We start from the raw sequence: 21,031 nt of genomic DNA, 5'->3' as shown, positions 1-21,031 counted from the left end.
ACGAAAAGCCCCGCGATCCCAGTAAATACAAGGGAGATCGGGGCTTGGTCACTGCTCGGAACGAACTGATACACAATCGGTTCCGGCTCTCAATTTTACCGGCGTGTCACGGTCGATTCTCAGACTGACTTGCAGAGTTGTTGCGGAGTTGAGGGTTTGCAGGTCGGCCAGCTCGCCTGCTGTGGCGCACCCCTCTAAACGCCACACGGCACACCGCAGTCAGCGGCGCTTCGTTAGCAGACGTGTTTGCCGGGAAGTTCTAATGAGGCGGCGGCGTTCGTGGGGGCCGATTCCAGCCTGAGCTTCCAGGACTGCCGCATATTCCCAGAGCCCTCTGGTCTGCGCTTCAATTTGCTCAATCTGCCCTTGCAGACGAGCTTTCTTCGCACTGAGTTTGTCCATCTTCGCCTGCTGGTCCACGAGAACTAACCCACTGATAAACGGTTCTACTACCCGGATGACGTTGATCGCTGTGAGCCAAGAGAGTGCACCCCACATTAGGATATTGATAGGTTGCGGCAGGTCAGTCTGACCCATAAGCGCGTAAAGCGCGGCGAGCAAGGATGTCGCAGTGCCGACAATTCCGAGCACGGCAAACACGAGACTGTAGCTCAAGAAAAAGCGCCTGGCTCTACCCCCACCGTCGGGGATTCGGAATGCTAGAACTGTGCCGAGCAAGAGGACGGGGGCCACAGTTACCACAGCAATATAGAAGCTTTCGTTCATCCACTAATCACACCACAGCAGCGCCGATGCCGTCCGTGTTGGCGGCTGAACATGTGGCACGAACGTGGCCCATTCGAACCGCTGCAGGGCCGTTCGTTTTTACCGCATGTGATCCACGTGCCACCTGACGACTCACGCCTAGCTCTTCGGGTAGTTCGGAGAGTGGCACGCATGCCTCGCGCCGCTGGGCGGCTTCTTCCACCTGCTCGGGGGTGAGTGCTTGCTTCTTGGCGAAGCGGCCCTGAGCCTTGGCTATCTCGATGCCCTCGGATTGCCTCTCTCGAATAGTGGTGCGTTCCAGCTCTGCGAATGCGCCCATGACGGTGAGCATGAAGCGGCCCTGTCCGGTTCTGACGTTCATGTCGGGGGTGTCGATGAACTCGACACTCACGTCTTTGTCGCTGAGTTCTTGGACGATGGAGAGTAGATCTGTCGTTGACCGTGTGAGGCGGTCAATCGACTTGACTTTCACCACGTCACCCTCGCGGACGTGTCCGAGCATGGCCTCTAGCGCGGAGCGCTTGCGCTCTTTGGCGCTGATCTTCTCGGTGAACAGTTTGTCGTATCCGCCTGCTGCGTCGAGCGCTCTGAGCCGGCGGGCTTCGTTCTGGTCGGCCGAGCTGACTCGGACATAGGCGACGGTGTGCGCGTTCATGGTCACTCCCTGATTGGTTGGCATGTTAAGGCAACTCCAGAGCTCCTTGGATTTCGTGGCAAAGCGATTACGCAATACTTGCTTGGACTCTAGGTTTGGCGGTTCTTGAAACCGCCTGATCTTGCCTGAGCAGGTGTGCGTCGACAGACTGCATGGGTACCGGTGGTTCGTGGCCTGCTAAAGACATGGGAGGTGATTCGGATATGTTGCTGTTGAACCCCAACAGAAAATGGAAGACTCCGACTTACTTCACGTGGGACGCTGAAGCGGCCAAGAGACTTCAAGGTCTAAAACGGTGGTCTCAGGAGCATGTCCGTCAGAAGATTCTTCACTCCGCTGAGCCTCGCGATCATCGGAATCCTCATCGCAATTGCCGAGATGGTAGACACGTGGTCACTGCAGATGGCCCTGCTCAAGCGCGGTGACACTGCTCCTGAGTGATGCCCTGCGCCTCCAGAGAACGTACCCCCGGAGACCGGATTCTCATACGAGATATCGTGTTTTCCTCCGACCGTCGACTGCTCGGTCAACTCGAAGGAAGCGAACTGGGAATCAGCGCAATCCACCGTACTGAGTGGATGCGTGATCACGCACATCGTGGGCTCGCTGGTATGGGCATTGATTCGAGAGCGCCGCGCTCAAGAGTCGTAGATTTAGCGCAACGGCCCGTCACCATGGTGACGGGCCGCCGTAGCAGCTATCTGTTCGTCGCGTCGAACACCTCTGCGGCCTATTGGGAAGTAGCCACTCGAAGAGAAAGCAGAAGCCGCGTCGGATCGTCGTCTTGACCTGTGTCGTCGGAGATGAGTCGTTGCCCTGCATCCTCAGGAATTTCAAGAAACATCCTCGCGCTCTCTGTGGCGCTGTCGAGCACGTAGTCGAGAGAGCAGCCCAGATGGGCCAGTATCGCCAGCTCTTCCTTGAAGCTGTATCCGGGAACCGTAGTGATCTGCGGCGCACGGCTTCCTGGAAGCAGACGCACAGACTGATGGGTGGCCTCGCATGCTTCGAGGACACCGTTCCAGCCGGCCTGTGCCCGTTTGGCCATCTGTCGGTTGGGTTCAGCCAAACCGGTGCTCTTCTTCAGCTCTCGTTTACCGGCGAGATAGCCTCCCGTACGATTCATCTCTCTGATGTGCCTGGTGTGTGGAAGAATCGGTTCGAGAGTCTCCAAGAACGGAGTATTCAATCCTTCACGGACGAACACTGATCGTCGATGGCTGACCAACTCGGTGGTAATGCCGACCCCACGTTCACCGAGCATCTGTGCCAACTGTCGGCCACGTTCTATTCCATCGTGGGACTCCCACTCCACAAGAGTATCCAGAGGATGCGCGACCGCTGATCGAGACAGCAGCCGGATGAAGCCGAGAAACATGTCGCCCTGTGCGAGGCAGTCAGCACAGTTGCCGGAGCCTCGCAAAGCCACTCTCACATTATTCTTCCTAGCCTCAGTCGCAACGGCCTGGACGAAGTCCCGAGAAGAGCTCTGAACTGTGATCCATGCACGATCTTCACTGCGGGTCGTGAATACTGCTCGTCTGATGTCATCCTGCGAACGAATCCAACGAAGACGGTGAGATACCGGCGATTCGTCGGTGACAGCTGCTCCACCACCGCTGACGACTGGGCCGCCGCTCTCGGTGGCGATCTGCCGGAACGCCCAATATTCTTCCCACGTCGAACTCGTCGAATGAATGGCTCCAACACCATGGCGGCGGAGGGCCTCGACAATAGCGGTCGGCGCGGCGACCACCGAATCCGTCAATCGTTCACGATAGCCACCTAGAGCCATGGAACAGTCGACCATGGGGCCCACGGCGTACTGAGTGTTCGATGTATTCACGGGTTCCAATCTTTCTCCCTGACTTCATCGTTCCAAGAATCGGAACTGTTCACGTCGAGGTCTCGACAGTCAGGAGCGAGACTTCTGCTTACGTAGTGGCTCGAACTGCTGGTAGACCCAATACTGATAGACGGCATGTCCGATAATGGCGACGAACAGCCCGGCGACCATGGCTCCTGCTCCCAGCCCGATCCCGAGCACGATCTTGCCTGCCACGGTGGCCACACCGAACACCACGTGGGTCAGGGCGTAGAGCACCGCTTGTACCCCGATGACGAGTAGTAGGCTATGTCCGTCGGGTCCGAACCCATGAGTCAGGAACAGCCCTCGGAAGAACAGCTCCTCACCGATCACAGTCACCGCGGTCAGCAGACTGAACAGGAGAGGGCGAGTTGCCACTCCTGCGATACCGAGCATGCTCTCGCCTCTGTTCGGGATGTCGAAGCCCTGCAGCGCTGCAGGCAGATTGGCGTCCTCGTCCGTCTGTCGGCGCAGCGACAACATCCATCGTTCAAGAGCGAAACTGAGTCGCCCGATGGCTATCGCTACGAGCACCATCAGCGGAAACTGCCACACCAGATGGACAGTGGCCCCAACCAGCCCGGTGACGACCGCACTCGATCCGCGTGTGGGCAGGATCACGGTGCTGACCGCCATGCATGCGACTCCGAGAACGAGCGGGGCGATGACCGGGAGGCTGGGTCGTGCACGGGGGATCAGCCAGACACATACGATTGTCGCCGCTCCGAGGGCGATCATCGGAATGCTCCACAGGCTCAAAGAAGATGAGATCCATGGAGGCAGAACTCCGGTCATTCGAGGTCTGGTCTTCCGTATTCCAGCGGACGTCCCATCGCCACCAACGCCGAGACGAACTGATCGGTTCCCGCATTGCCCAGCGCCTCGTCAAGATCGTCGTCGAGGAAACCGGCGACTGCGCAGGCACCGAACTTATGAGCTGTTGCTGACAGGTAGAGGTTCTGGAGCAACGCGCCTTGATCCATATGCGAGATGCGGTAACCCCGTGTCATGTACTTCCAACTCACCTTCGACTGGCAGTTGTTGAGCACGAAGACGACGGGAGCGAAGAAGATCCATTCTGTCTCGAACGTATTTCGCTGAAGAATCAGTCGCATGTCGCCGCGCTTGACTGGCACCAACCCGTGGCTGATCGCATCGTATCGATAGTAGCCGGCTTCGACACCTTCAACATTGTTGACGATGACGCCGAGGACATTGCTGTCCAGACCGCCGATGCTCGGATAGGGGACCAGCGGAAGGTCGCGAGTTCCGTACCCGTCTTCGCTGCCGTTCTTAGCGGCCGCCATGCGCAGAACTCCACTGAGCTCGCTCTTGTCGAGCGGGCCCTTGGCGAAATCTCGCACCGACCTCCGGTCGGCAAGCACATCGGCGAGGCTGACGTCGGGCAGATCGACGTCCCCGAGGTCCAGGGCCGATGGATCAGGACGTGCGAATCGGATCAGGTCCTCAGGCAGCTGGGTGCTCATCGACTTCGAGGTGAAGAACTCACCGACCGATCGCCCGAGGACCCTTCTCAGGACTCGAGCAAGAGTGGGGTCCTGCTCGGACTCGAGAATATCCTCAAGGCTTCTGAGTAGTTCCTCCGCCACGTCCTTCGTCTCGGTCGTCCTCGCAGTCGTCCGTGCCTGAATCCACGCTTCCAGGGCCGTTGTCAGCACGTCATCCGTGTCACGTCTATGCTCTGTCAGGTCAGTTTCGGGAGTTACGTCAGTGGTCATGGTGTTCGCCTCCTGCGTGAGAGCTGTCTTCGGAGTCGGAGTCGGCCGGCAGAAGAATCACTGCCATGGCGGCGCGTTCCACTCCGTCGCAACGAAGTGCCTCATTGACGGCCGAATCGATGAAGGCGTTCGCTGTGGCGATCGGGAGCTGAGCTGCCCGACCGTGCTCCCACGCGGCTCCGAGCAACATGCCGCTCGCCAAGGTCGAATTGCGAAAGGCTCGGTCGCCGGTCAGATAGGACGACCTGCCGAGATGGTTGACCAGGAAGATGGCTGGTCTGAAGCTCTCGGTGTCCGTCTGAAAGAGTCCCTCGTCAAGCGTCTCAGCGTCCGCGTCTGTGAAATCGCCCTCGAGGACGGCTCCTGGTCGATTGGGGACAACCCTCCACAGCTTGCCTCGATCGATGAAGAGCACTTCGGTCGAGAACAGCGCAGCGATCAAGGCCGGGTTCTCGTTCAACGGACAAAGAAGCGCTTGCACTGCTGGTGGATACTCACTCTGGGGCAACAACCAACGTGATTCTTGGGATGTCAGCTGATCAAATCCCGATCCTGCAGTCGTGAAGTAGAAATCCGTGATGGTCTCCACTTCTTTACGATCGGCGATCCTCTGCGCCGACGCATGAGTGAGCACAGAATTCACGGAATATGTCTCCGCGAGGTTTCCGGTGGAGCTTCCCCAGCGGCTCGTCGCTGCATCGATGGTGTCTGGATCCAGTTCGTCGACCGTGGTCGGAGGCACCAACGTCTGTTCGAGCATTCGCCTGAGCTGGTCTTCTGGTCTACGCACAGGTCAGTCCTCCTCAGATGAATGGGTGGCGCAGGTCGGGTCGCGATCCCACAGTCACAGGGTTTCGGGCCAGGCGAAGAACACGATCACGGATGACTTGCATTCGTTCGAGATCAATTCGCAGCACATGATCTTCGAGGAACGATCCCGGTCCCCAGAGATGTTGTGCGACTGCCGCCGTCGTCCACCCCGCAGCCATCTGTGCGATGAACAGGGGAATCGGGGCGTCAGCTTCGATGTCCGGACTGGCCGATGCCATGTACTGGTGCTCGAACCGCAAAGTACGAGCAGACTCGTCCAGAGTGTCACGATCGAAGTAGTTCGTCGTCGAGCCAGGGATGAAGGTCGGACCGACGACGATCTCGGCTCCATCGAGATACGATAGATGCCACGGAGTCTCAGAGATCCGAGCGTATTCGTCAGCGTCATAGAAGAACGCCTGATCTAGGCGGTCAGCGCACACCACGACGAAATCGCTCTCGTCGAAAGCCCTCTCGGCGTCGTGGCTGATCTCGATCTCAGACGATGTGAGATCGGTCAGATTCCCTGCCACGGATTCGGCCATGCGCCCTGTTCCGACGACGGTCAGGACCTGATCATCGCGCTCCGGGGTGATGTGCATGCCACTGATGAGTTGGCTGTACCGAACTTGTTCCGGCGAAATGAGGAGGGAGCCCTCGGTGAGCTTCTCGATGAACTCCTGCCGAGTGTCATCGTTGATCCCGAAGTGCGCAGCAACCTCCGCAGGGATGGCCGGACGGACGAACGCTCTGACGAAGTCGGCAAGCACTCCGTGACCATTCGTGTCCGTGATTCGGTAGGACGAGCGCGACCGCGATCCAAATCGAGACATGATCTCGTCATCGCTGCCACGGATGATCGAGACGGCGGGATTGATGACAAGCTGATCCTGCGGACTCAGCGATTCTGTTTTCAACATTAGTTTCCTCTGTTCAGTGGATAATCAGTCGGATTACCAGCGAGAGCCGCGGAGTGCACCCGTGGCCAACGCCCAGACGATACCTATCGCCGCGAGCGCATTTGTCGCGAGTTGGAGAGCGCCCCACACTACGGAGCCATCATTGAGCAGTTGGATTCCACCGATTGTGGAACCGATGACGAGCACAGCTGCAACAGCCATTCCTACCCACCTGCGCAAGTAGACGAGCACTGCCGCAGACAGAAGGAATGCAGTGTTTCCCAGTCCGCTGACGACAGTCCCACCCGAGTCAGGCACTATGTCACCTGCTCCAGTCGGATACACCGCGGTCAGCACGACAAGCGGGAGCTTGAGAGCGAATGCCACAAGTATCAGGATGATTCCTGCGTTCCTGTGACGAGCATTGGAGGTCGTTTCGGTCGGCTGCGAGGTCGAATGTGTATTCATCATGGGTAAGGAAGGGGGTCGGTCGGCATGTCGTCGAACGTCCACGGGCGATCGATCAGGCCGAGCTTCTGAGGGACGTCACGGTATCGCCGATGGCCGAGCTGCGGATTGTTCGGCGGAAAGGCTGGGGCAAGCTCTGGCACGAAGACCTTCGTCGTCTTGATTCGGTCGAAGTCACTGGGTGTCAAATCGAAGGCGATCGGTGTGAGACCGTACTTCTCGTACAGAGCGAGGATGTCGGACAGCTCGGAGTTCTGCGATTTCGGCGGTTGATTTTCGCTCAGTTTGATTTGCGCCATATCGGGATTCCTGAAGAACCAATCGAGCTTGCTCTGATTCTGTGGATAGCCGTAGTAATCGACGACCTGAATGAAGTTCGTGAAATCGGAGGGCACCGCATCCGGTTCGATCCCGAATCGCTTCTCCACACCCATCGTCAGCTCCCAGTCAGGAGTCAGCTGAGCGCTGCGTGCCATGCGCTCGGCCTGCACCACCTCAGCCAGCGCGCTTCGGATGGCGTCTTCCAGACGCAATCCCACACCACCTCCTGCGACGTACATACCTGAACTCAGACCCGGCTCGATGCCAGCAGCTGTGACGACGAAGAACTCCGGCATGTCCATGCGATGGACATAGAAGGTGATGTCGAGCCCAACTCTGCGCGCACTGTCGAGCCATTCGTCGATGAGCGGATCCTCGAAGTCCGTGTCGATGTCGACGACGGACAGTGGAATCTTCGAGAACCACGCGACATTCAGCCCGTCCCGCTCAACGACTTCCAACAATCCATGCGCCAGCGATTGCTCCCTCGTGACATGGGTGGCAAGCCCTCCGGAGCTCGACGAGCCCACTCGGAGCTCCTCCGGCGAGGAGATGTAGAACAGATGTACGAACTGGGCCGGCACCCAATGATCATCGCCGGTGATGAGGTTCTGTCCACGATGCCAGACCAGTCTCGTCCCATCCGTCCATCTCTGGAAGAGAAATCCGGGGGAGTCCAGCTGTTCATCGGAGTACGAGTCATAGTCTTCGGGACATACATGGTGAAGTCCGGCTGCGCGCATCTCCGCGGCGGATGCGGTCATTCGATCACGCGAGTCCACAGTCTGCAGTGAGGAGAATGATCCGAGCATTCTCTCGACTGCCTCACCAAGGGACGACGCCACAGAATCGGCGAAGATCAGCCCCTTGCCTCCACCATAGATGTCGCGATCCAACCCAGCCGATATGCCGGACATACCCAACATTCGACGCAGCTGATGGTCGAGCGACATCGGTGTCGCTGACCCCTGGTAGCCATACGGCCCCACACTCGAGCGAAATGAGGTCAACACGTTGCGGATTGCTCCAAACGGGCTGTATACCGTCAGCAGTTCTTCGAGACCTCGCGCACGTTCACCTGTGTTGCGCGCCGGTGCCCATGGGAGCGAATGATTGATGACTCGTTCCTCAAGCATCAACGACGTCCTTTCAGCATATTCCAAATGGCTTGGTTGTCTCTATCTTTCTTCAATCCTGGTGAATGGCTGGGTGGAACTACTAGACTCCACCCAGCCACACAGCATCAGAATGAGAAGATGCTGTTATTGCACCAGCAGCAGCAGGTGCAGCACCAGCCGCCAGGGGCAACTGTGTTCTCAGTGGTGAAGTGCTTGTCTTCTGCTCGTCCGAGTGAACTTAGCATTGGACGCTCTCCTTACTTTGATAGTTGTTTCACTGTGGTGGTGCACGCAGTTCCTTAACAAAATAAATGAAACTACGCGTTGCTTACTTTATAGAGCCATACCGGTTCATTCAACAGATGAATGCCGTCAGAATCAGCCCGTACGATGTACCGATCCGCATGTGCAACGCTCTGACCTGCAGTAATGGTAATAGATTCGCCAGTTGATCGCAGCTGCGAGGCTCAGCAAACATTGCGCAAATCGACATCTGCTGTTGTCGATACGATATTTGTGAATGTGGTATCCTGGCTCGCCCCTAGGGCGCTGGCGCTATCGCTCGGCAGTATATGGGTGATTCTTCAACTGGAGAGCGTCCTTGCCTCTTGGTGTGGCGCGATTCGTGTTCATTTTTGAGGGCAATCTGTTTAACATTAAATTTGAAAGTTGATGATTAAATTAAAGAGCACTGATCCACCTAATCGAGAACATGTATCAAGTCGACGGCTATGAGTCCGGGCGAAGTAAATGTGTAATCAATTGGGAGTTACGATTTCATTAAGCTTGACGATGCTTGACTCGACGCGTGTCTTAACAACATCGATTTACGGGTTCGTTATCGATATGGTAGCTGTATGAGGAATACACACTCTGCTGTTGGAATGCTGGACTCAGTGACCAAAAAGTATGGTCCGAAGACTGCTATCGATGCTGTGAGCCTCTCTGTTCATGCAGGTGAAGTACTCGTTGTAGTAGGACCGAACGGATCAGGGAAGACGACGTCGTTGGAGATCCTGTCGGGGCTGAGGCGACCTGACTCGGGTCAAGCGCGCATCTGCGGTCATCTGACCCCAGGCAGTCGCGAGGCTCGGTTGACGACCGGTGTTCAACTGCAGGAATCACGATTGCCTGGCGGGATCAAGGCCAAGGAAGCGATTCAGGCGAAGGCCTGTCTCTTCAAAGACGCAGGCCCCGTGGACGCTGTGGTTGAGGCAATGGGGCTCGGCCCGCACCTATCATCTTCCGTCGACAAGCTCTCAGGAGGATGGCAGCGGCGTTTGGACGTGGCCATCGCATGCATCGGTCGACCTCGTCTGCTGATTCTGGATGAACCAACCAGCGGTGTCGATCCGGATGGGCGAGGGGAGATGTGGCGCTTCTTCCGCGAGATCCGTAGTGCTGGAACAGCGATCATCACATCGACTCATGACCTTGCTGAAGCAGAAGCTTTCGCCGACCGCATGACAGTGATCTCCGGCAGCCGGGTAGCCGACACCGGCACCGTTGCGGAGATACTGGAGCACGCCGGCGGCGACTGGCGGCTGCGCGTAGAGGCACCTGATTCGGCAGCTGAGCGCATGGTGCAAGCCAGCGGCCTCGAGATTGGACGCGCACCGAGTTCGCTCTCCGTGTTCGGTCCACGTGATGAAATCAAACAGCTTGGTCGCGTTCTAGAGGATCACCACGAACACGGTGAGGTCAGATACCGAGATCTATTGACCGGAGCAGTGCGACTAGAGGATGTCTTTGCCACCATGGTCGACACCACAAAAGCAGAACGGAGTAGCGATGGCCGCGCCTGAGAGCTCGATCTATGCCCCTTCACACAAACACCATGCGGCATCCGGTGCATCAATTCTCCGAACGTGGTTCGTGCAAGAATTACGGCTATTGCTGCGACAACCTATCGCCGTCTTCTTCAGCCTCGCCTTCCCTCTGGTCATCTATCTGTTCATCGGCCTTCCCTTCGCCGAGCAGCAGGTCGACGAAGGCGTCCGGTACATCGATCTGATCTTCCCGGCTCTGTTGGGCACGGCAGTAGCGAATCTTGCGGTCATGGGTTTGCCGATCTATCTCGCTGAGCTGCGTACTCGAAGGTCGGACATCAGGTATCGAACTCTTCCGTTGCCACTCATCTATTTCGGCATCGCACTGATTCTGTCCATGCTAGTGCTCTCCATCCTGGGCCTGCTCGTCGTGTCGCTCGTCATCGGAATTGCTCACGGACTTTTGCCTACCGCCGCCAACCCCTTCTTCTGGCTGCTCATCTTCCTCATGATCGGTTGGCTCAGCGCCATCGGGTTCTTCGTCGGCTCATTGCCTCTCGATGCTCGCGCAATTCAAGGTATCTCTGCGGTCCTGTTCTTCATCATGTACTTCGGTTCGGGCGCTGCTGTACCGATTACCGAGTTGCCGCAGGTCATGCAAGACGTTCTCGAGTGGAATCCGCTCAAGCAATGGTTCGAAGCTCTTGGCAAGATCTACACCGGTCAAGAAGTAGGCAGTGCACTGACTGCCAAACTGTTTATCGCTTTGCCTCTATCTGCCGCAGCAATTGCTGGTGGTCTGCTCCTCTGGAGAAAGCGATAATCGCGATGCATGCACGGAGAACAAACTACGAGGTGAGATGACGATGGCACATACGAATAGCTGTGAAGTCGCGAAGACATACTCCTGTGCGTGTCCGTGCGGTGGCGCGCTACTGAGCCTCCCCGCAAGTCGTGGACACGTGAACCACGTCACGCAGCTTGCGTAGACGCTTCCTCCTGAACCTGGCCGGCACTCTGCTCGGCCCGGAACTTCTCCTCAAACTCCACCGGCGGCACCATACTCAACGCCGTGTGCAACCGCCGCCGGTTATAGACCACCTCGATCCAACGAGCGACTTCCCGCATCGCCTCAGCCCGGGCCTGCCAGACTCGCCGCTCGAAGAATTCCGGCTTCAATGACGACCAGAACGACTCCGACATCGCGTTATCCCAACACACCCCAGTCCGACCCGCCGACTGCCTCAAACCCAGTTCGACCTATGCTTGATGCAACTGCGCCGACGTGTACTGGGCGCCCTTGTCCGAGGTTGTGGCGTCGGTGGGGTCGCGTGGGGACTCGTACGACAACGCCATGGCCGAGGCATTGAACTTGGTCTACAAGGCAGAGCTCATCGACCTGAAGGTCTGGTCGGGGCCGATTGAGGTGATGGCGGAGACCTCGAAGTGGGTGGCTTGGTACAACCAGTCCAGGTTGCATTCAGCGATTGACTATCGACCGCCCGTCGAGGTCCATTCTGAATGGATCAACCAGTCCGCGACAGAGTCCGCGGCTGCTTAGGAAACCAAGAAAAGGAGGCTCTACGAAACCCGGGGCTTGACAACGAACTTGGGACCGACTTCGGCAGAGACCCATCGGGCGAGCCGCACGCCTTCCTCGGTGAAGGTGCGTGCAGCTGTGTCGGATACCCAAACGAAGGCGGAATCGAGCGAGTCATAGTAAGACTGTTCCGACGCCTCCAGCACCGCGCCGAGCTGGCCGGACAATTCCGTGTCCTCGTAGTCGATCGGTATGTTGATCCACAGTACCGTATCCGTATAGTCGGGGAACATGCGGATGGTCCGCTGCGGTGAGTCGGGCGTCGTGAGTTCCACAGTCATGGGGCCGGCCACCCTAACGTCGATCGCGACCACCGCGCAGGCACCCGACGCCACCAGTATCTTTGATGCTTGGCTGCACGTCGAACATCGACTATCATGTGGTCAGCACCTCCTTTCGGATCGTAGGGGAAGACGTATCCGAGGTAGGAGGCAGAAATGGATATGACACAGGGCGTACTCTTCGTCCACTCAGCACCTCGTGCGCTGTGCCCTCACATCGAATGGGCAGCGGGCGGGGCTATCGGCGCACAAGCACGCTTCGACTGGACACCCCAGCCGGCTGCTCCAGGTCTCGTGCGCGCAGAAGTCTGCTGGCGCGCGCCGGCAGGCTCCGGAGCCCGTATCGCTTCGGCCCTGCGCGGCTGGGATTCTCTCCGCTACGAGGTCACCGAAGAACCCTCTCCCGGAGTCGACGGCGGACGGTGGAGCCACACACCCGATCTGGGCATCTACCACGCCGTGACCGACACAGCTGGCAATATCCTCGTTCCCGAAGACCGCATCCGCTCGGTCATGGACCGCGCTGCAGGCGATCCCGCGAAGTTCTCCTCGGAGATGGCGACTGCCCTCGGCGAAGCGTGGGATGAGGAACTCGACGCGTTCCGCCACGCAGGCGACGGCGCGCCGGTTCGCTGGCTGACCAAGGTCGGCTGAATCGCCTCCGGGCCGTACAGTCATTCGGCGGCTCCGGCTCAATTCTGCTCAATGGGCACACCTACCTGCCTCGGGTGTGTCCATTTCGCCTGACCGCTCTCACGCTTTGCTTGAGCACCGATGAAAACGGCCCACTCCAAGGTGAGCAGCCCAGGATCAAACCTGTGCTGTCCACTCTGGAGTGGGCCGAGCCGCTCGATTGGAGCGGCGTTGATCAGACGGAGCGGAAGGCGACGACGGCGTTGTGACCACCGAAGCCGAATGAGTTCGTGATCGCCGCGATATCGCCCGAAGGCAGTTCCTGCGGAGTGTCACGGACGATGTTGATGCCCTCGACCTTCGGGTCGACCTCATCGACATTGATGGTCGGGGGAGCCGTGCGCGTCTGCAGAGCCTTGACCGTGAGGATCGCTTCCACCGCACCGGTGCCGCCGAGGAGGTGGCCGGTCATCGACTTCGTGGCCGAGACCAGAGCATCAGAGACGTTGTCCCCGAGGAGTTCACTGATGGCCAGCGACTCCGGGATGTCTCCGACCGGGGTCGAAGTCGCATGGGCGTTGACGTGCTTGATCTCGGCTGCGGTGATCTCACCGCCGTCGAGGGCCTGCTGCATGGCGGCGAGGGCATGCTTGCCCTCGGGCTCTCCGCCGGTGATGTGGTAGGCGTCATTCGAGATGCCCCAACCGGCCACCTCGGCGTAGATCTTCGCTCCACGGGCCTTGGCATGCTCTTCGGTTTCGAGGATGAGCGTGCCTGCTCCTTCGCCCATGACGAAACCGTCGCGATCGACGTCGTAGGGACGCGATGCGGCCTCGGGCGAATCAGTGCGACGCGACAGCGCCTGCATCGAGTTGAACGCCGCCAGGGTGATCGGGTGGATCGCAGCTTCGGAACCGCCGGCGATGATGACATCGGCCTTGCCCGAAGCCAGAACGTCATAAGCATGACCGAGGCTCTCGGTCGATGAGGCGCAGGCGGAGACCAGAGTCTGCACACCGGCGCGAGCCTCGAATTCCATTCCGATCGCGGCCGCAGGACCATTGGGCATGAGCATAGGAACGGTCAGAGGCATGACCCGGCGCGGGCCCTCTTCCTGGAGAGTGTCCCAGGCGTCGAGCAGCGTCCAGACTCCGCCGATTCCGGTAGCCCAGGAGACGGCAGTGCGCTCCGGATCTGTCTCCTCGAGGCCGGCGTCGGCCATGGCCTCACGAGCGGAGATGAGGGCGAACTGGCTCGAGGGGTCGAGGCGCTTGGCCTGCACCCGCTTGAGATTGTCGGGCACGACCTGTGGGTCGACCTGCGCGGCGAAGTCCACGGCGAGGCCGTACTTCTCTGACCAATCGTTGTCCATGGTGTGGACGCCGGACTTGCCGGCCAGAATGGCTTCCCAAGTGGCATCGACAGTCGCGCCCAAGGGGGTTACCGCACCGATTCCGGTGACGACAACTTTAGATGTCATGGTACAAACCTCGTCGATAGTGTGGACACGGCCCGTCTGTGGACGGGCCGTGTTCGGCTGCTGTGGGTCAGGCTTCCTGAGCCTTGTTGATGTAGTCGACAGCGTCCTGAACGGTGACGAGGTCCTTGACGTCGTCATCGGGGATCTTCACGCCGAACTTCTTCTCAGCGTTGACGACGATGGTCATCATCGAGATGGAGTCGATGTCGAGGTCGTCGGTGAACGACTTGTCGGCTTCGACTGCTTCGGCAGCGAGGCCGGTCTCTTCGTTGACGATCTCTGCCAGCCCAGCGAGGACTTCAGCTTCGGTGAATGCCATTTCTTTCCTACTTTCTGATTTCGGCCGAGGGTTTTTCGACCGTTTGAGGAACTTTTCGACGAGTGTCCCGCCGAATATCTTAGGACATTCACGGAGAGTTTTCCGTGAATGGGTGTGTCTCAGGGCAGGCGGACGACCTGCGCACCGTAGACCAGGCCCGCGCCGAAGCCCATCTGCAGGGCGAGACCGCCGCTGAGTTCGGGCTGTTCACGCAGCAGCCGTTCTGTGGCCAACGGGATCGACGCCGCCGAAGTGTTCCCGTTGTCAGCGATGTCACGCGCGATGATGACCGATTCGGGTAGCTTCAGCTGTTTGGCGAGTTCATCGATGATGCGCATGTTCGCTTGGTGCGGAATGAATGCCGTAAGGTCCTCGGCCTCGACCCCGGACGCGGTGAGCGCTTCCTTGGCCACCTCGGCGCCGTCCCATACAGCCCAGCGGAAGACGGTCGGACCGTCCTGGCGCAGGGTCGGGAACGGCAGCTCGCGGTTGTCGCGGATGTCCATGAGCGAATCGGTCATCCGGATGGTCGACCAGTTCTCACCCTTCGAACCCCACACGGTCTTCGATATGCCCGGTTCATCGGATGAGGTCACGACGACCGCCCCGGCACCGTCGCCGAGGATGAACGAGATCGATCGGTCCTCTGGGTCGATGACGTCGGAGAGCTTCTCTGCTCCGATGACGAGAACGTTGTCCATTGTTCCGGCACGCACGAGTGCGTCGGCCTGGGAGATTCCGTAGCAGTAGCCCGCGCAGGCGGCGCTGATGTCCCATGCCGGGACCGGCCCGGTGCCGAGGCGGTCCGTCAGTGCGGCCGCGGCCGAAGGGGTGAAGTAGGGGAATGTCACCGTGGAGATGATGATGCCGCCGATGTCTTCCGGCTTGAGACCGGAGGAGGCGATCGCCTCGAGGGCGGCCTCTTCGCACATGTCGAGGACCCCGACATCTCTGCTGGCGCGACGGCGGGTGATGATGCCGGTGCGCTGACGGATCCATTCGTCGGAAGAGTTGATCGGTCCGGCGATATCGTCATTTGTGACGAGGTTCTCCGCACGATAGGCGCCGATTCCCGCGATGCGCGAGAAGGTGCCGAGCTCGGCTGTTTTGAGTGTGGGCATAACGTCTTCCTTCGATTCTCAGGCGTGGGCTGCCGCGAACTCACGCGCGCCGTCGAGGTCGGCGGCTGATTTGACGGCGAATGTCTCGACGCCCTTCATGGCGCGTCGAGCGATGCCGGTGAGGGTTCCACCGGGGACGAGTTCGATCATTCCGGTGACCCCGGAGTTCAGCAGCGACTCCTGACACAGGTCCCAGCGCACCGGGTTCGTGACCTGTTTGACCAGACGGTCGACGTACTCACGACCGGCTGCGACAGCAGCGCCGTCGGAGTTGCTGAGGATGGACACGGTCGGATCTGAGACCTCCATCGCCGAGGCGGTGGCAGCGAGATCCTCGGTGGCCGCAGCCATGAACTCGGTGTGGAAGGCACCGGCCACGGGCAGCGAGATGACCCGAGCGCGCTCCGGCGGGTCCTCGGCCAGCGCCTCGAGCGATTCCAGCGAACCGGCGGCTACGGTCTGGCCTCCGCCGTTGACATTGGCAGGGCTGGCCCCGGCGGCCTCGATTGCGGCGAGGACATCGTCGGGCTGACCGCCGACCACAGCGGACATGCCGGTCGGTGCGGCGGCGGCAGCGGTGGCCATTCCGTCGGCACGGACCTTGACGAAGCGCATGGCGTCGGCGGGAGTGAAGATGCCCGCGATCTGCGCTGCGGCGATCTCACCCACGGAGTGGCCTGCGACGACGGCTGGACTGGCACCGAGTTCGGCTGCGCAGGCGATGGCGGAGGCGACGAGCAGGGGCTGAGCCACCGCGGTGTCCTTGATCGTCTCGTCATCGGAATCGGTTCCATGCAGACGCAGATCGATCCCCGAGGCGGCTTGGAGTTCGTCGATCTGTGCCGAGAAGGTATCGAGTTCGAGGAACGAACTCAGGAAACCGGTCTTCTGGGCTCCCTGGCCCGGACAGGTGATTGCAAGCACTCAGTTCTCTTTTCGTTGGGTTCCAGATGCCAATCTAATGGACGTCGGACCGATTTCAATGAGATTTGTCGCTGTTCGACAATACGCCGTCTTCTGACAGTCGCCCATAGACCAATGCGATGTGGATGACGAACGCATCGCGAGACGTCGTCGGGTCGAGTCCGATGGCTTCGGTGATCTTGCGCAGACGGTAGCGGACGGTGTTCGGATGCACTGACAGCGCCTTGGCCGTGGCTTCGAGCGAGGATCCGAATTCGACATACGCGCTGACGGTCTTCAGCAGCTGCCCGGTGCCCGACGTCAATGGTGCGTAATAGCGGTCGATGAGCTCGCCCAAGGCGATCCGGTCTCCGGCCAGTGCCCTTTCGGGCAGCAGGTCATCGGCCTTGACCGGCCGCGGGGAGTCAGGGCGTGCTGTGGCGGCCTTGAGTGCGCGGATCGCCGCTTTCGCCGAGGTGGCCGCCTCGGCCAGCGCCGGGACCGTGGGTCCGACGATGACTTCGGAGGGACCGAAGCAGTCGGACAGATCCTCGACGGCCTCATCGACTTCGGTGACCCCGCCCAGGACGATGAGCAGCCGGTTGTCGTGGATGCCGACGAGGGCGTCGTCGGCCCACCTGCTGGCTTTGCGCCGGATTCCGTCGAGGCCCTTGTTCGCCGAGCGCTGCGGGGCACGCCCGACGATGACGCACACTGGGCCGTCTGACTGCCAGCCGAAGGCAGCGGTGCGGCTGGCGAGCTCATCGACGGAGTCTCCGCGAACGAGAGCGTCGATGACCATAGCCTCGAGTCGGGCGTCCCAGCTGCCGCGGGCTTCGGCGGCGCGGGCGTAGACATCGGCGGCGGCGAAGGCCACCTCGCGCGAATAGACGAGCACGGCTTCGCGCAGGGCCGGCTGCTCGACAGGACGGGCGATGTCCGGAACGCGCTCCTCGACGACTTCGACGACGATCTTGAGCAGCTGCAGTGTCTGCTGCAGGCTGATGGCGCGGACGAGGTCGCGCGGAGCGGTCTTGAACAGGTCGGAGACCACGCGCAGGTTCTTATCGGGTTTGCGGTACCAGTCGACGAATGAGGAGATGCCCGACTGGGCGAGCAAGCCTACCCAGGACCGGTCAGAGGACGACATCGTGCGGTACCAGGGCAGCTGCGTCTCAAGCCGCTGCAGCGTCACCGACGACAGGACCCCGACTCCCGCCCGCAGTCGACGGGCGGTTTCGGCGCGACGGCGCACGGACTCGGCATCAGACATCATGAGTACGACTTTAGATGATTACTCACAAATACGTTGTCAGCGACATACAACCAGTGGGAATTTGAGACAAATATGGCCGGAGTCTTGGAGACTCCGGCCATATCGGGGCTCAACGCGTGAGCAATCTCAGGAGATCAGGCTCCTGCTCCCTCGGTCGATCCCGAGCTGCCCGCTCGGACATCGTCGAGCTGGTACTTCTTCGCCGCCTCGGCGGCCTTCTCAGCCGAGATCTTCCCGGTGTCGGCCAGGGAGATGAGCGCCTGGGTGACCACAGACGGACCGTCGACGAGGTAGTAGCGACGAGCCGCGGGACGGGTGTCCGAGATCGCGTAGCCGTCGGTGCCGAGCGAGGTGAAGTGGCTGGGCACGTACTGGCGGATCTGGTCGGGCACGGCTCGCATGTAATCCGAGGTCGCGATGACCGGGCCTTCGGTCTCAGCCATCTTCTCGCTGACATAGGGCACACGCGATTCGGCGTCGGGGTGCTTGAGCCGCTCGTTCTCGGCGTCGAGGCCGTCACGACGCAGCTCGGTCCACGAAGTCACCGACCACACATCGGCCGAGACTCCCCAGTCCTTCTCCAGCAGCTCCTGAGCCTCGAGGACCCACTGGACACCGACACCGGAGGCCATTAGCTGAACCTTCGGCCCACCGTTGTCGGCACCCTTCTTGAGCAGGTAGAGGCCCTTGAGCACGCCTTCGACGTCGAGGCCCTCCGGCTCGGCCGGCTGGACCATCGGCTCGTTGTACATGGTGATGTAGTAGAGCACGTCGGGGTCGCGTTCATCGGCGGGATCGTACATCCGGTGGATGCCGTCCTTGACGATATGGGCGATCTCGTAGCTGTAAGCCGGGTCGTAGGACACGACCGAGGGGTACGTCGAGGCGAGCAGATGCGAGTGGCCGTCGCCGTGCTGCAGGCCCTCGGCTACGAGTGTCGTGCGTCCTGCGGTGGCACCGAGGACGAATCCGCGGGCCATCTGGTCGCCGGCGGCCCAGAAGAAGTCGCCGGTGCGCTGGAAGCCGAACATCGAGTAGAAGATGTAGAACGGGATCATCGGCTCGCCGTGGGTGGCGTACGAGGTGCCCGCCGCAGTCAGTGCTGCGGTCGCGCCGGCCTCGTTGATGCCCACGTGCAGAAGCTGACCGTCAGTGGCTTCCTTGTACGCGAGGAACAGGTCCCGGTCGACAGAAATGTAGTTCTGACCGTGTGGGTTGTAGATCTTCGCCGTCGGGAAGAACGAGTCCATGCCGAAGGTGCGGGCCTCATCGGGGATGATCGGCACGATCCGGTGACCGAACTCCTTCTCCCGCATGAGGTCCTTGAGCACGCGCACGAAGCCCATCGTGGTCGCGATCTGCTGCTTGCCCGAACCGCGACGCCCGGCCTCGAAGGCCTTTTCGGAAGGCATCTTGAGGTCGATGTGGGTGCTGCGACGTTCGGGGGAGTATCCGCCGAGCTCGGCACGACGCTCCTGCATGTACTTGAGTTCGGGGGCGTCGACACCCGGGTGGTAGTACGGCGGGAGCTGCGGATTCTCTTCGAGCTCCTTATCCGAGATCGGGATCTGGAAGTGATCGCGAGCGAGTTTGAGGTCGTCGACGGTCATCTTCTTCATCTGGTGCGTTGCGTTGCGGGCCTCGAAGTGAGGTCCGAGCGAGTAGCCCTTGACGGTCTTGACGAGGATCGCCGTCGGCTGACCGGTGTGTTCGAGGGCTGCCTTGTAAGCGGCGTAGACCTTGCGATAGTCGTGGCCTCCGCGCTTGAGGTTCCAGATCTGCTCGTCGCTGTAATTCTCGACCATCGCCTTCGTGCGCGGATCACGGCCGAAGAAGTTGTCGCGGACGAACCCGCCGGACTCGCCTTTGTAGGTCTGGTAGTCACCGTCGGGCGTGACATTCATGAGGTTGACGAGCGCACCGTCGCGGTCCTTGGCCAACAGGGCGTCCCACTCGCGTCCCCAGACGACCTTGATGACGTTCCAGCCGGCACCGCGGAAGTAGGATTCGAGCTCCTGCATGATCTTGCCGTTGCCGCGGACGGGGCCGTCGAGCCGCTGCAGGTTGCAGTTGATGACGAAGTTGAGGTTGTCGAGCTCTTCGAAAGCGGCGACATGGAGCATGCCGCGGCTCTCGGGCTCGTCGAGTTCGCCGTCGCCGAGGAACGCCCAGGTCTGCTGCTGGGACGTGTCCTTGACGCCGCGGTTGTGCAGGTACTTGTCGAACTGAGCCTGCGCGATCGCGTTCATCGGCCCCAGACCCATGGACACCGTGGGGTGCTCCCAGAAGTCAGGCAGCTGGTGCGGGTGCGGGTAGGAGGGCAGCCCCTGCGGCTTGCCGTCGATGAAGTGCGACTGCTGCTGACGGAACCCGTCGAGCTGTTCGGCGCTCATCCGCCCCTCGAGATAGGCACGAGCGTACATACCGGGGGAGGCATGACCCTGATAGAAGATGTGGTCACCGCCGCCGGGATGGTCCTTGCCGCGGAAGAAGTGATTGAGCCCGACCTCGTAGAGAGTCGCGGACGAGGCGTAGGTGGAGATGTGTCCGCCGACCTCTACGCCGGGACGCTGGGCCCGGTGCACGAGCATGGCGGCATTCCAGCGGTTCCAACGGCGGTAGCGGCGCTCGACCTCTTCGTCGCCGGGGAACCATGGCTCGTTCTCGGGTCCGATGGTGTTGACGTAGTCGGTGGCCGTGAGGCTGGGGACACCGATCTGTTTCTGCCGTGAGCGCTCGAGCATGCGCAGCATGATGTAGCGTGCTCGTGTTCGACCGCTCTCATCGATGAGGCCATCGAGGGAGGCCAGCCATTCCTCGGTCTCCTCCGGGTCGATGTCGGGCACCTGGCTGGGCAGGCCGTTGAGAATGGGGCCGCCCTGATTCCGATTGTCCACGATGTGGTCCTCTCTTCAGCTCCACGATCTTCATTGGTGTAGAGATCATGTCCATCAGATGGAGTGTGGTCCGCAGGATGTCTGAGCCCAGGGTCCACCCGATACACAGGTCAGCCTAGTACGGGCAGGCAAACTTCGCTGTGCCGTTC

20 protein-coding genes and 1 pseudogene are annotated in these 21,031 nt (G+C 60.3%); 5 read left to right on the top strand and 16 right to left on the bottom strand.

The window, feature by feature from the left end; translation table 11 throughout:
• Positions 1 to 219 precede the first annotated feature (219 nt).
• Both ACQE2J_RS11330 and ACQE2J_RS11325 read right to left on the bottom strand, forming a co-directional pair.
• Positions 220 to 615 (bottom strand): hypothetical protein, encoded by a 396-nt coding sequence (locus ACQE2J_RS11330; RefSeq protein ID WP_426936357.1) that lies wholly within the window; start codon positions 613 to 615, stop codon positions 220 to 222.
• A 118-nt stretch (positions 616 to 733) separates the two neighbouring features.
• The gene (locus ACQE2J_RS11325) at positions 734 to 1,381 is read right to left on the bottom strand and encodes a recombinase family protein (RefSeq protein WP_426936356.1); all 648 of its coding nucleotides are present in this window, start codon (positions 1,379 to 1,381) and stop codon (positions 734 to 736) included.
• A gap of 309 nt (positions 1,382 to 1,690) precedes the next feature.
• Here ACQE2J_RS11325 and ACQE2J_RS11320 point away from each other — a divergent pair, with 309 nt between their 5' ends.
• Positions 1,691 to 1,822, top strand: coding sequence for a hypothetical protein (locus ACQE2J_RS11320; protein ID WP_426936355.1), 132 nt, complete (start codon positions 1,691 to 1,693; stop codon positions 1,820 to 1,822).
• 289 nt (positions 1,823 to 2,111) lie between these two features.
• On the opposite strand, the gene ACQE2J_RS11315 is transcribed toward ACQE2J_RS11320, so the two are convergent.
• From ACQE2J_RS11315 to ACQE2J_RS11290, 6 genes are all read right to left on the bottom strand, one after another.
• Positions 2,112 to 3,227, bottom strand: coding sequence for a hypothetical protein (locus ACQE2J_RS11315; protein ID WP_426936354.1), 1,116 nt, complete (start codon positions 3,225 to 3,227; stop codon positions 2,112 to 2,114).
• Between the two features lie 69 nt (positions 3,228 to 3,296).
• The gene (locus ACQE2J_RS11310) at positions 3,297 to 3,884 is read right to left on the bottom strand and encodes a CPBP family intramembrane glutamic endopeptidase (protein ID WP_426936353.1); all 588 of its coding nucleotides are present in this window, start codon (positions 3,882 to 3,884) and stop codon (positions 3,297 to 3,299) included.
• 155 nt (positions 3,885 to 4,039) lie between these two features.
• On the bottom strand, positions 4,040 to 4,735 hold the full coding sequence (locus tag ACQE2J_RS11305) for a SagB/ThcOx family dehydrogenase (protein ID WP_426936352.1): 696 nt from the start codon (positions 4,733 to 4,735) through the stop codon (positions 4,040 to 4,042).
• Positions 4,736 to 4,976: 241 nt separating this feature from the next.
• Positions 4,977 to 5,747 carry a hypothetical protein gene (locus ACQE2J_RS11300; RefSeq protein WP_426936351.1) on the bottom strand — a complete coding sequence of 257 codons (771 nt, stop codon included), beginning with the start codon at positions 5,745 to 5,747 and terminating at the stop codon, positions 4,977 to 4,979.
• Between the two features lie 43 nt (positions 5,748 to 5,790).
• Entirely contained in the window at positions 5,791 to 6,717 is a 927-nt protein-coding gene (locus tag ACQE2J_RS11295) for a hypothetical protein (protein WP_426936350.1), read from the bottom strand.
• A 446-nt stretch (positions 6,718 to 7,163) separates the two neighbouring features.
• Positions 7,164 to 8,621, bottom strand: a complete 1,458-nt coding sequence (locus ACQE2J_RS11290) for a YcaO-like family protein (RefSeq protein ID WP_426936349.1) — start codon at positions 8,619 to 8,621, stop codon at positions 7,164 to 7,166.
• Between the two features lie 878 nt (positions 8,622 to 9,499).
• On the opposite strand from ACQE2J_RS11290, the gene ACQE2J_RS11285 reads away from it, so the two are divergent.
• The gene (locus ACQE2J_RS11285) at positions 9,500 to 10,408 is read left to right on the top strand and encodes an ABC transporter ATP-binding protein (protein WP_426936348.1); all 909 of its coding nucleotides are present in this window, start codon (positions 9,500 to 9,502) and stop codon (positions 10,406 to 10,408) included.
• Positions 10,395 to 11,195 (top strand): ABC transporter permease, encoded by an 801-nt coding sequence (locus ACQE2J_RS11280; protein WP_426936347.1) that lies wholly within the window; start codon positions 10,395 to 10,397, stop codon positions 11,193 to 11,195. Before ACQE2J_RS11285 ends, ACQE2J_RS11280 begins: the two co-directional genes overlap by 14 nt.
• 149 nt (positions 11,196 to 11,344) lie before the next feature.
• Here the strand turns inward: ACQE2J_RS11280 and ACQE2J_RS11275 are convergent.
• Positions 11,345 to 11,680 (bottom strand): annotated as a pseudogene (locus ACQE2J_RS11275) (integrase core domain-containing protein); the annotation flags it as partial.
• Between ACQE2J_RS11275 and ACQE2J_RS11270 the strand changes: the two are divergent.
• Positions 11,658 to 11,933 carry an integrase core domain-containing protein gene (locus ACQE2J_RS11270; RefSeq protein WP_426936346.1) on the top strand — a complete coding sequence of 92 codons (276 nt, stop codon included), beginning with the start codon at positions 11,658 to 11,660 and terminating at the stop codon, positions 11,931 to 11,933. The pseudogene ACQE2J_RS11275 and the gene ACQE2J_RS11270 overlap by 23 nt on opposite strands.
• A gap of 20 nt (positions 11,934 to 11,953) precedes the next feature.
• Here ACQE2J_RS11270 and ACQE2J_RS11265 read toward each other — a convergent pair whose 3' ends face one another.
• A complete protein-coding gene (locus ACQE2J_RS11265) occupies positions 11,954 to 12,253 on the bottom strand; it encodes a hypothetical protein (RefSeq protein ID WP_426936345.1) in 300 nt (99 codons plus the stop codon).
• Between the two features lie 162 nt (positions 12,254 to 12,415).
• Here ACQE2J_RS11265 and ACQE2J_RS11260 point away from each other — a divergent pair, with 162 nt between their 5' ends.
• Complete coding sequence (locus tag ACQE2J_RS11260) at positions 12,416 to 12,907, top strand: DUF3145 domain-containing protein (RefSeq protein WP_426937511.1); 492 nt, start codon at positions 12,416 to 12,418, stop codon at positions 12,905 to 12,907.
• Between the two features lie 214 nt (positions 12,908 to 13,121).
• On the opposite strand, the gene ACQE2J_RS11255 is transcribed toward ACQE2J_RS11260, so the two are convergent.
• The 6 genes from ACQE2J_RS11255 to aceE form a co-directional block, all read right to left on the bottom strand.
• Complete coding sequence (locus ACQE2J_RS11255) at positions 13,122 to 14,366, bottom strand: beta-ketoacyl-[acyl-carrier-protein] synthase family protein (RefSeq protein WP_135809200.1); 1,245 nt, start codon at positions 14,364 to 14,366, stop codon at positions 13,122 to 13,124.
• Positions 14,367 to 14,433: 67 nt separating this feature from the next.
• Positions 14,434 to 14,685, bottom strand: a complete 252-nt coding sequence (locus ACQE2J_RS11250) for an acyl carrier protein (protein WP_135809201.1) — start codon at positions 14,683 to 14,685, stop codon at positions 14,434 to 14,436.
• A 119-nt stretch (positions 14,686 to 14,804) separates the two neighbouring features.
• Complete coding sequence (locus ACQE2J_RS11245; protein WP_135809202.1) at positions 14,805 to 15,806, bottom strand: beta-ketoacyl-ACP synthase III; 1,002 nt, start codon at positions 15,804 to 15,806, stop codon at positions 14,805 to 14,807.
• 18 nt (positions 15,807 to 15,824) lie between these two features.
• A complete protein-coding gene (locus tag ACQE2J_RS11240; RefSeq protein WP_135809203.1) occupies positions 15,825 to 16,730 on the bottom strand; it encodes an ACP S-malonyltransferase in 906 nt (301 codons plus the stop codon).
• A gap of 55 nt (positions 16,731 to 16,785) precedes the next feature.
• Positions 16,786 to 17,985 carry a PucR family transcriptional regulator gene (locus ACQE2J_RS11235; protein ID WP_135538443.1) on the bottom strand — a complete coding sequence of 400 codons (1,200 nt, stop codon included), beginning with the start codon at positions 17,983 to 17,985 and terminating at the stop codon, positions 16,786 to 16,788.
• A 134-nt stretch (positions 17,986 to 18,119) separates the two neighbouring features.
• Positions 18,120 to 20,882 carry a pyruvate dehydrogenase (acetyl-transferring), homodimeric type gene (aceE, locus tag ACQE2J_RS11230; protein ID WP_425120046.1) on the bottom strand — a complete coding sequence of 921 codons (2,763 nt, stop codon included), beginning with the start codon at positions 20,880 to 20,882 and terminating at the stop codon, positions 18,120 to 18,122.
• Positions 20,883 to 21,031: the final 149 nt, after the last annotated feature.

The organism is Brevibacterium sp. LE-L (assembly GCF_050214925.1).
In the GTDB taxonomy this organism is placed as follows: domain Bacteria; phylum Actinomycetota; class Actinomycetes; order Actinomycetales; family Brevibacteriaceae; genus Brevibacterium.
The sequence above is the reverse complement of the archived record's forward strand: the minus strand, read 5'-3'. Positions and strand labels throughout refer to the sequence as shown.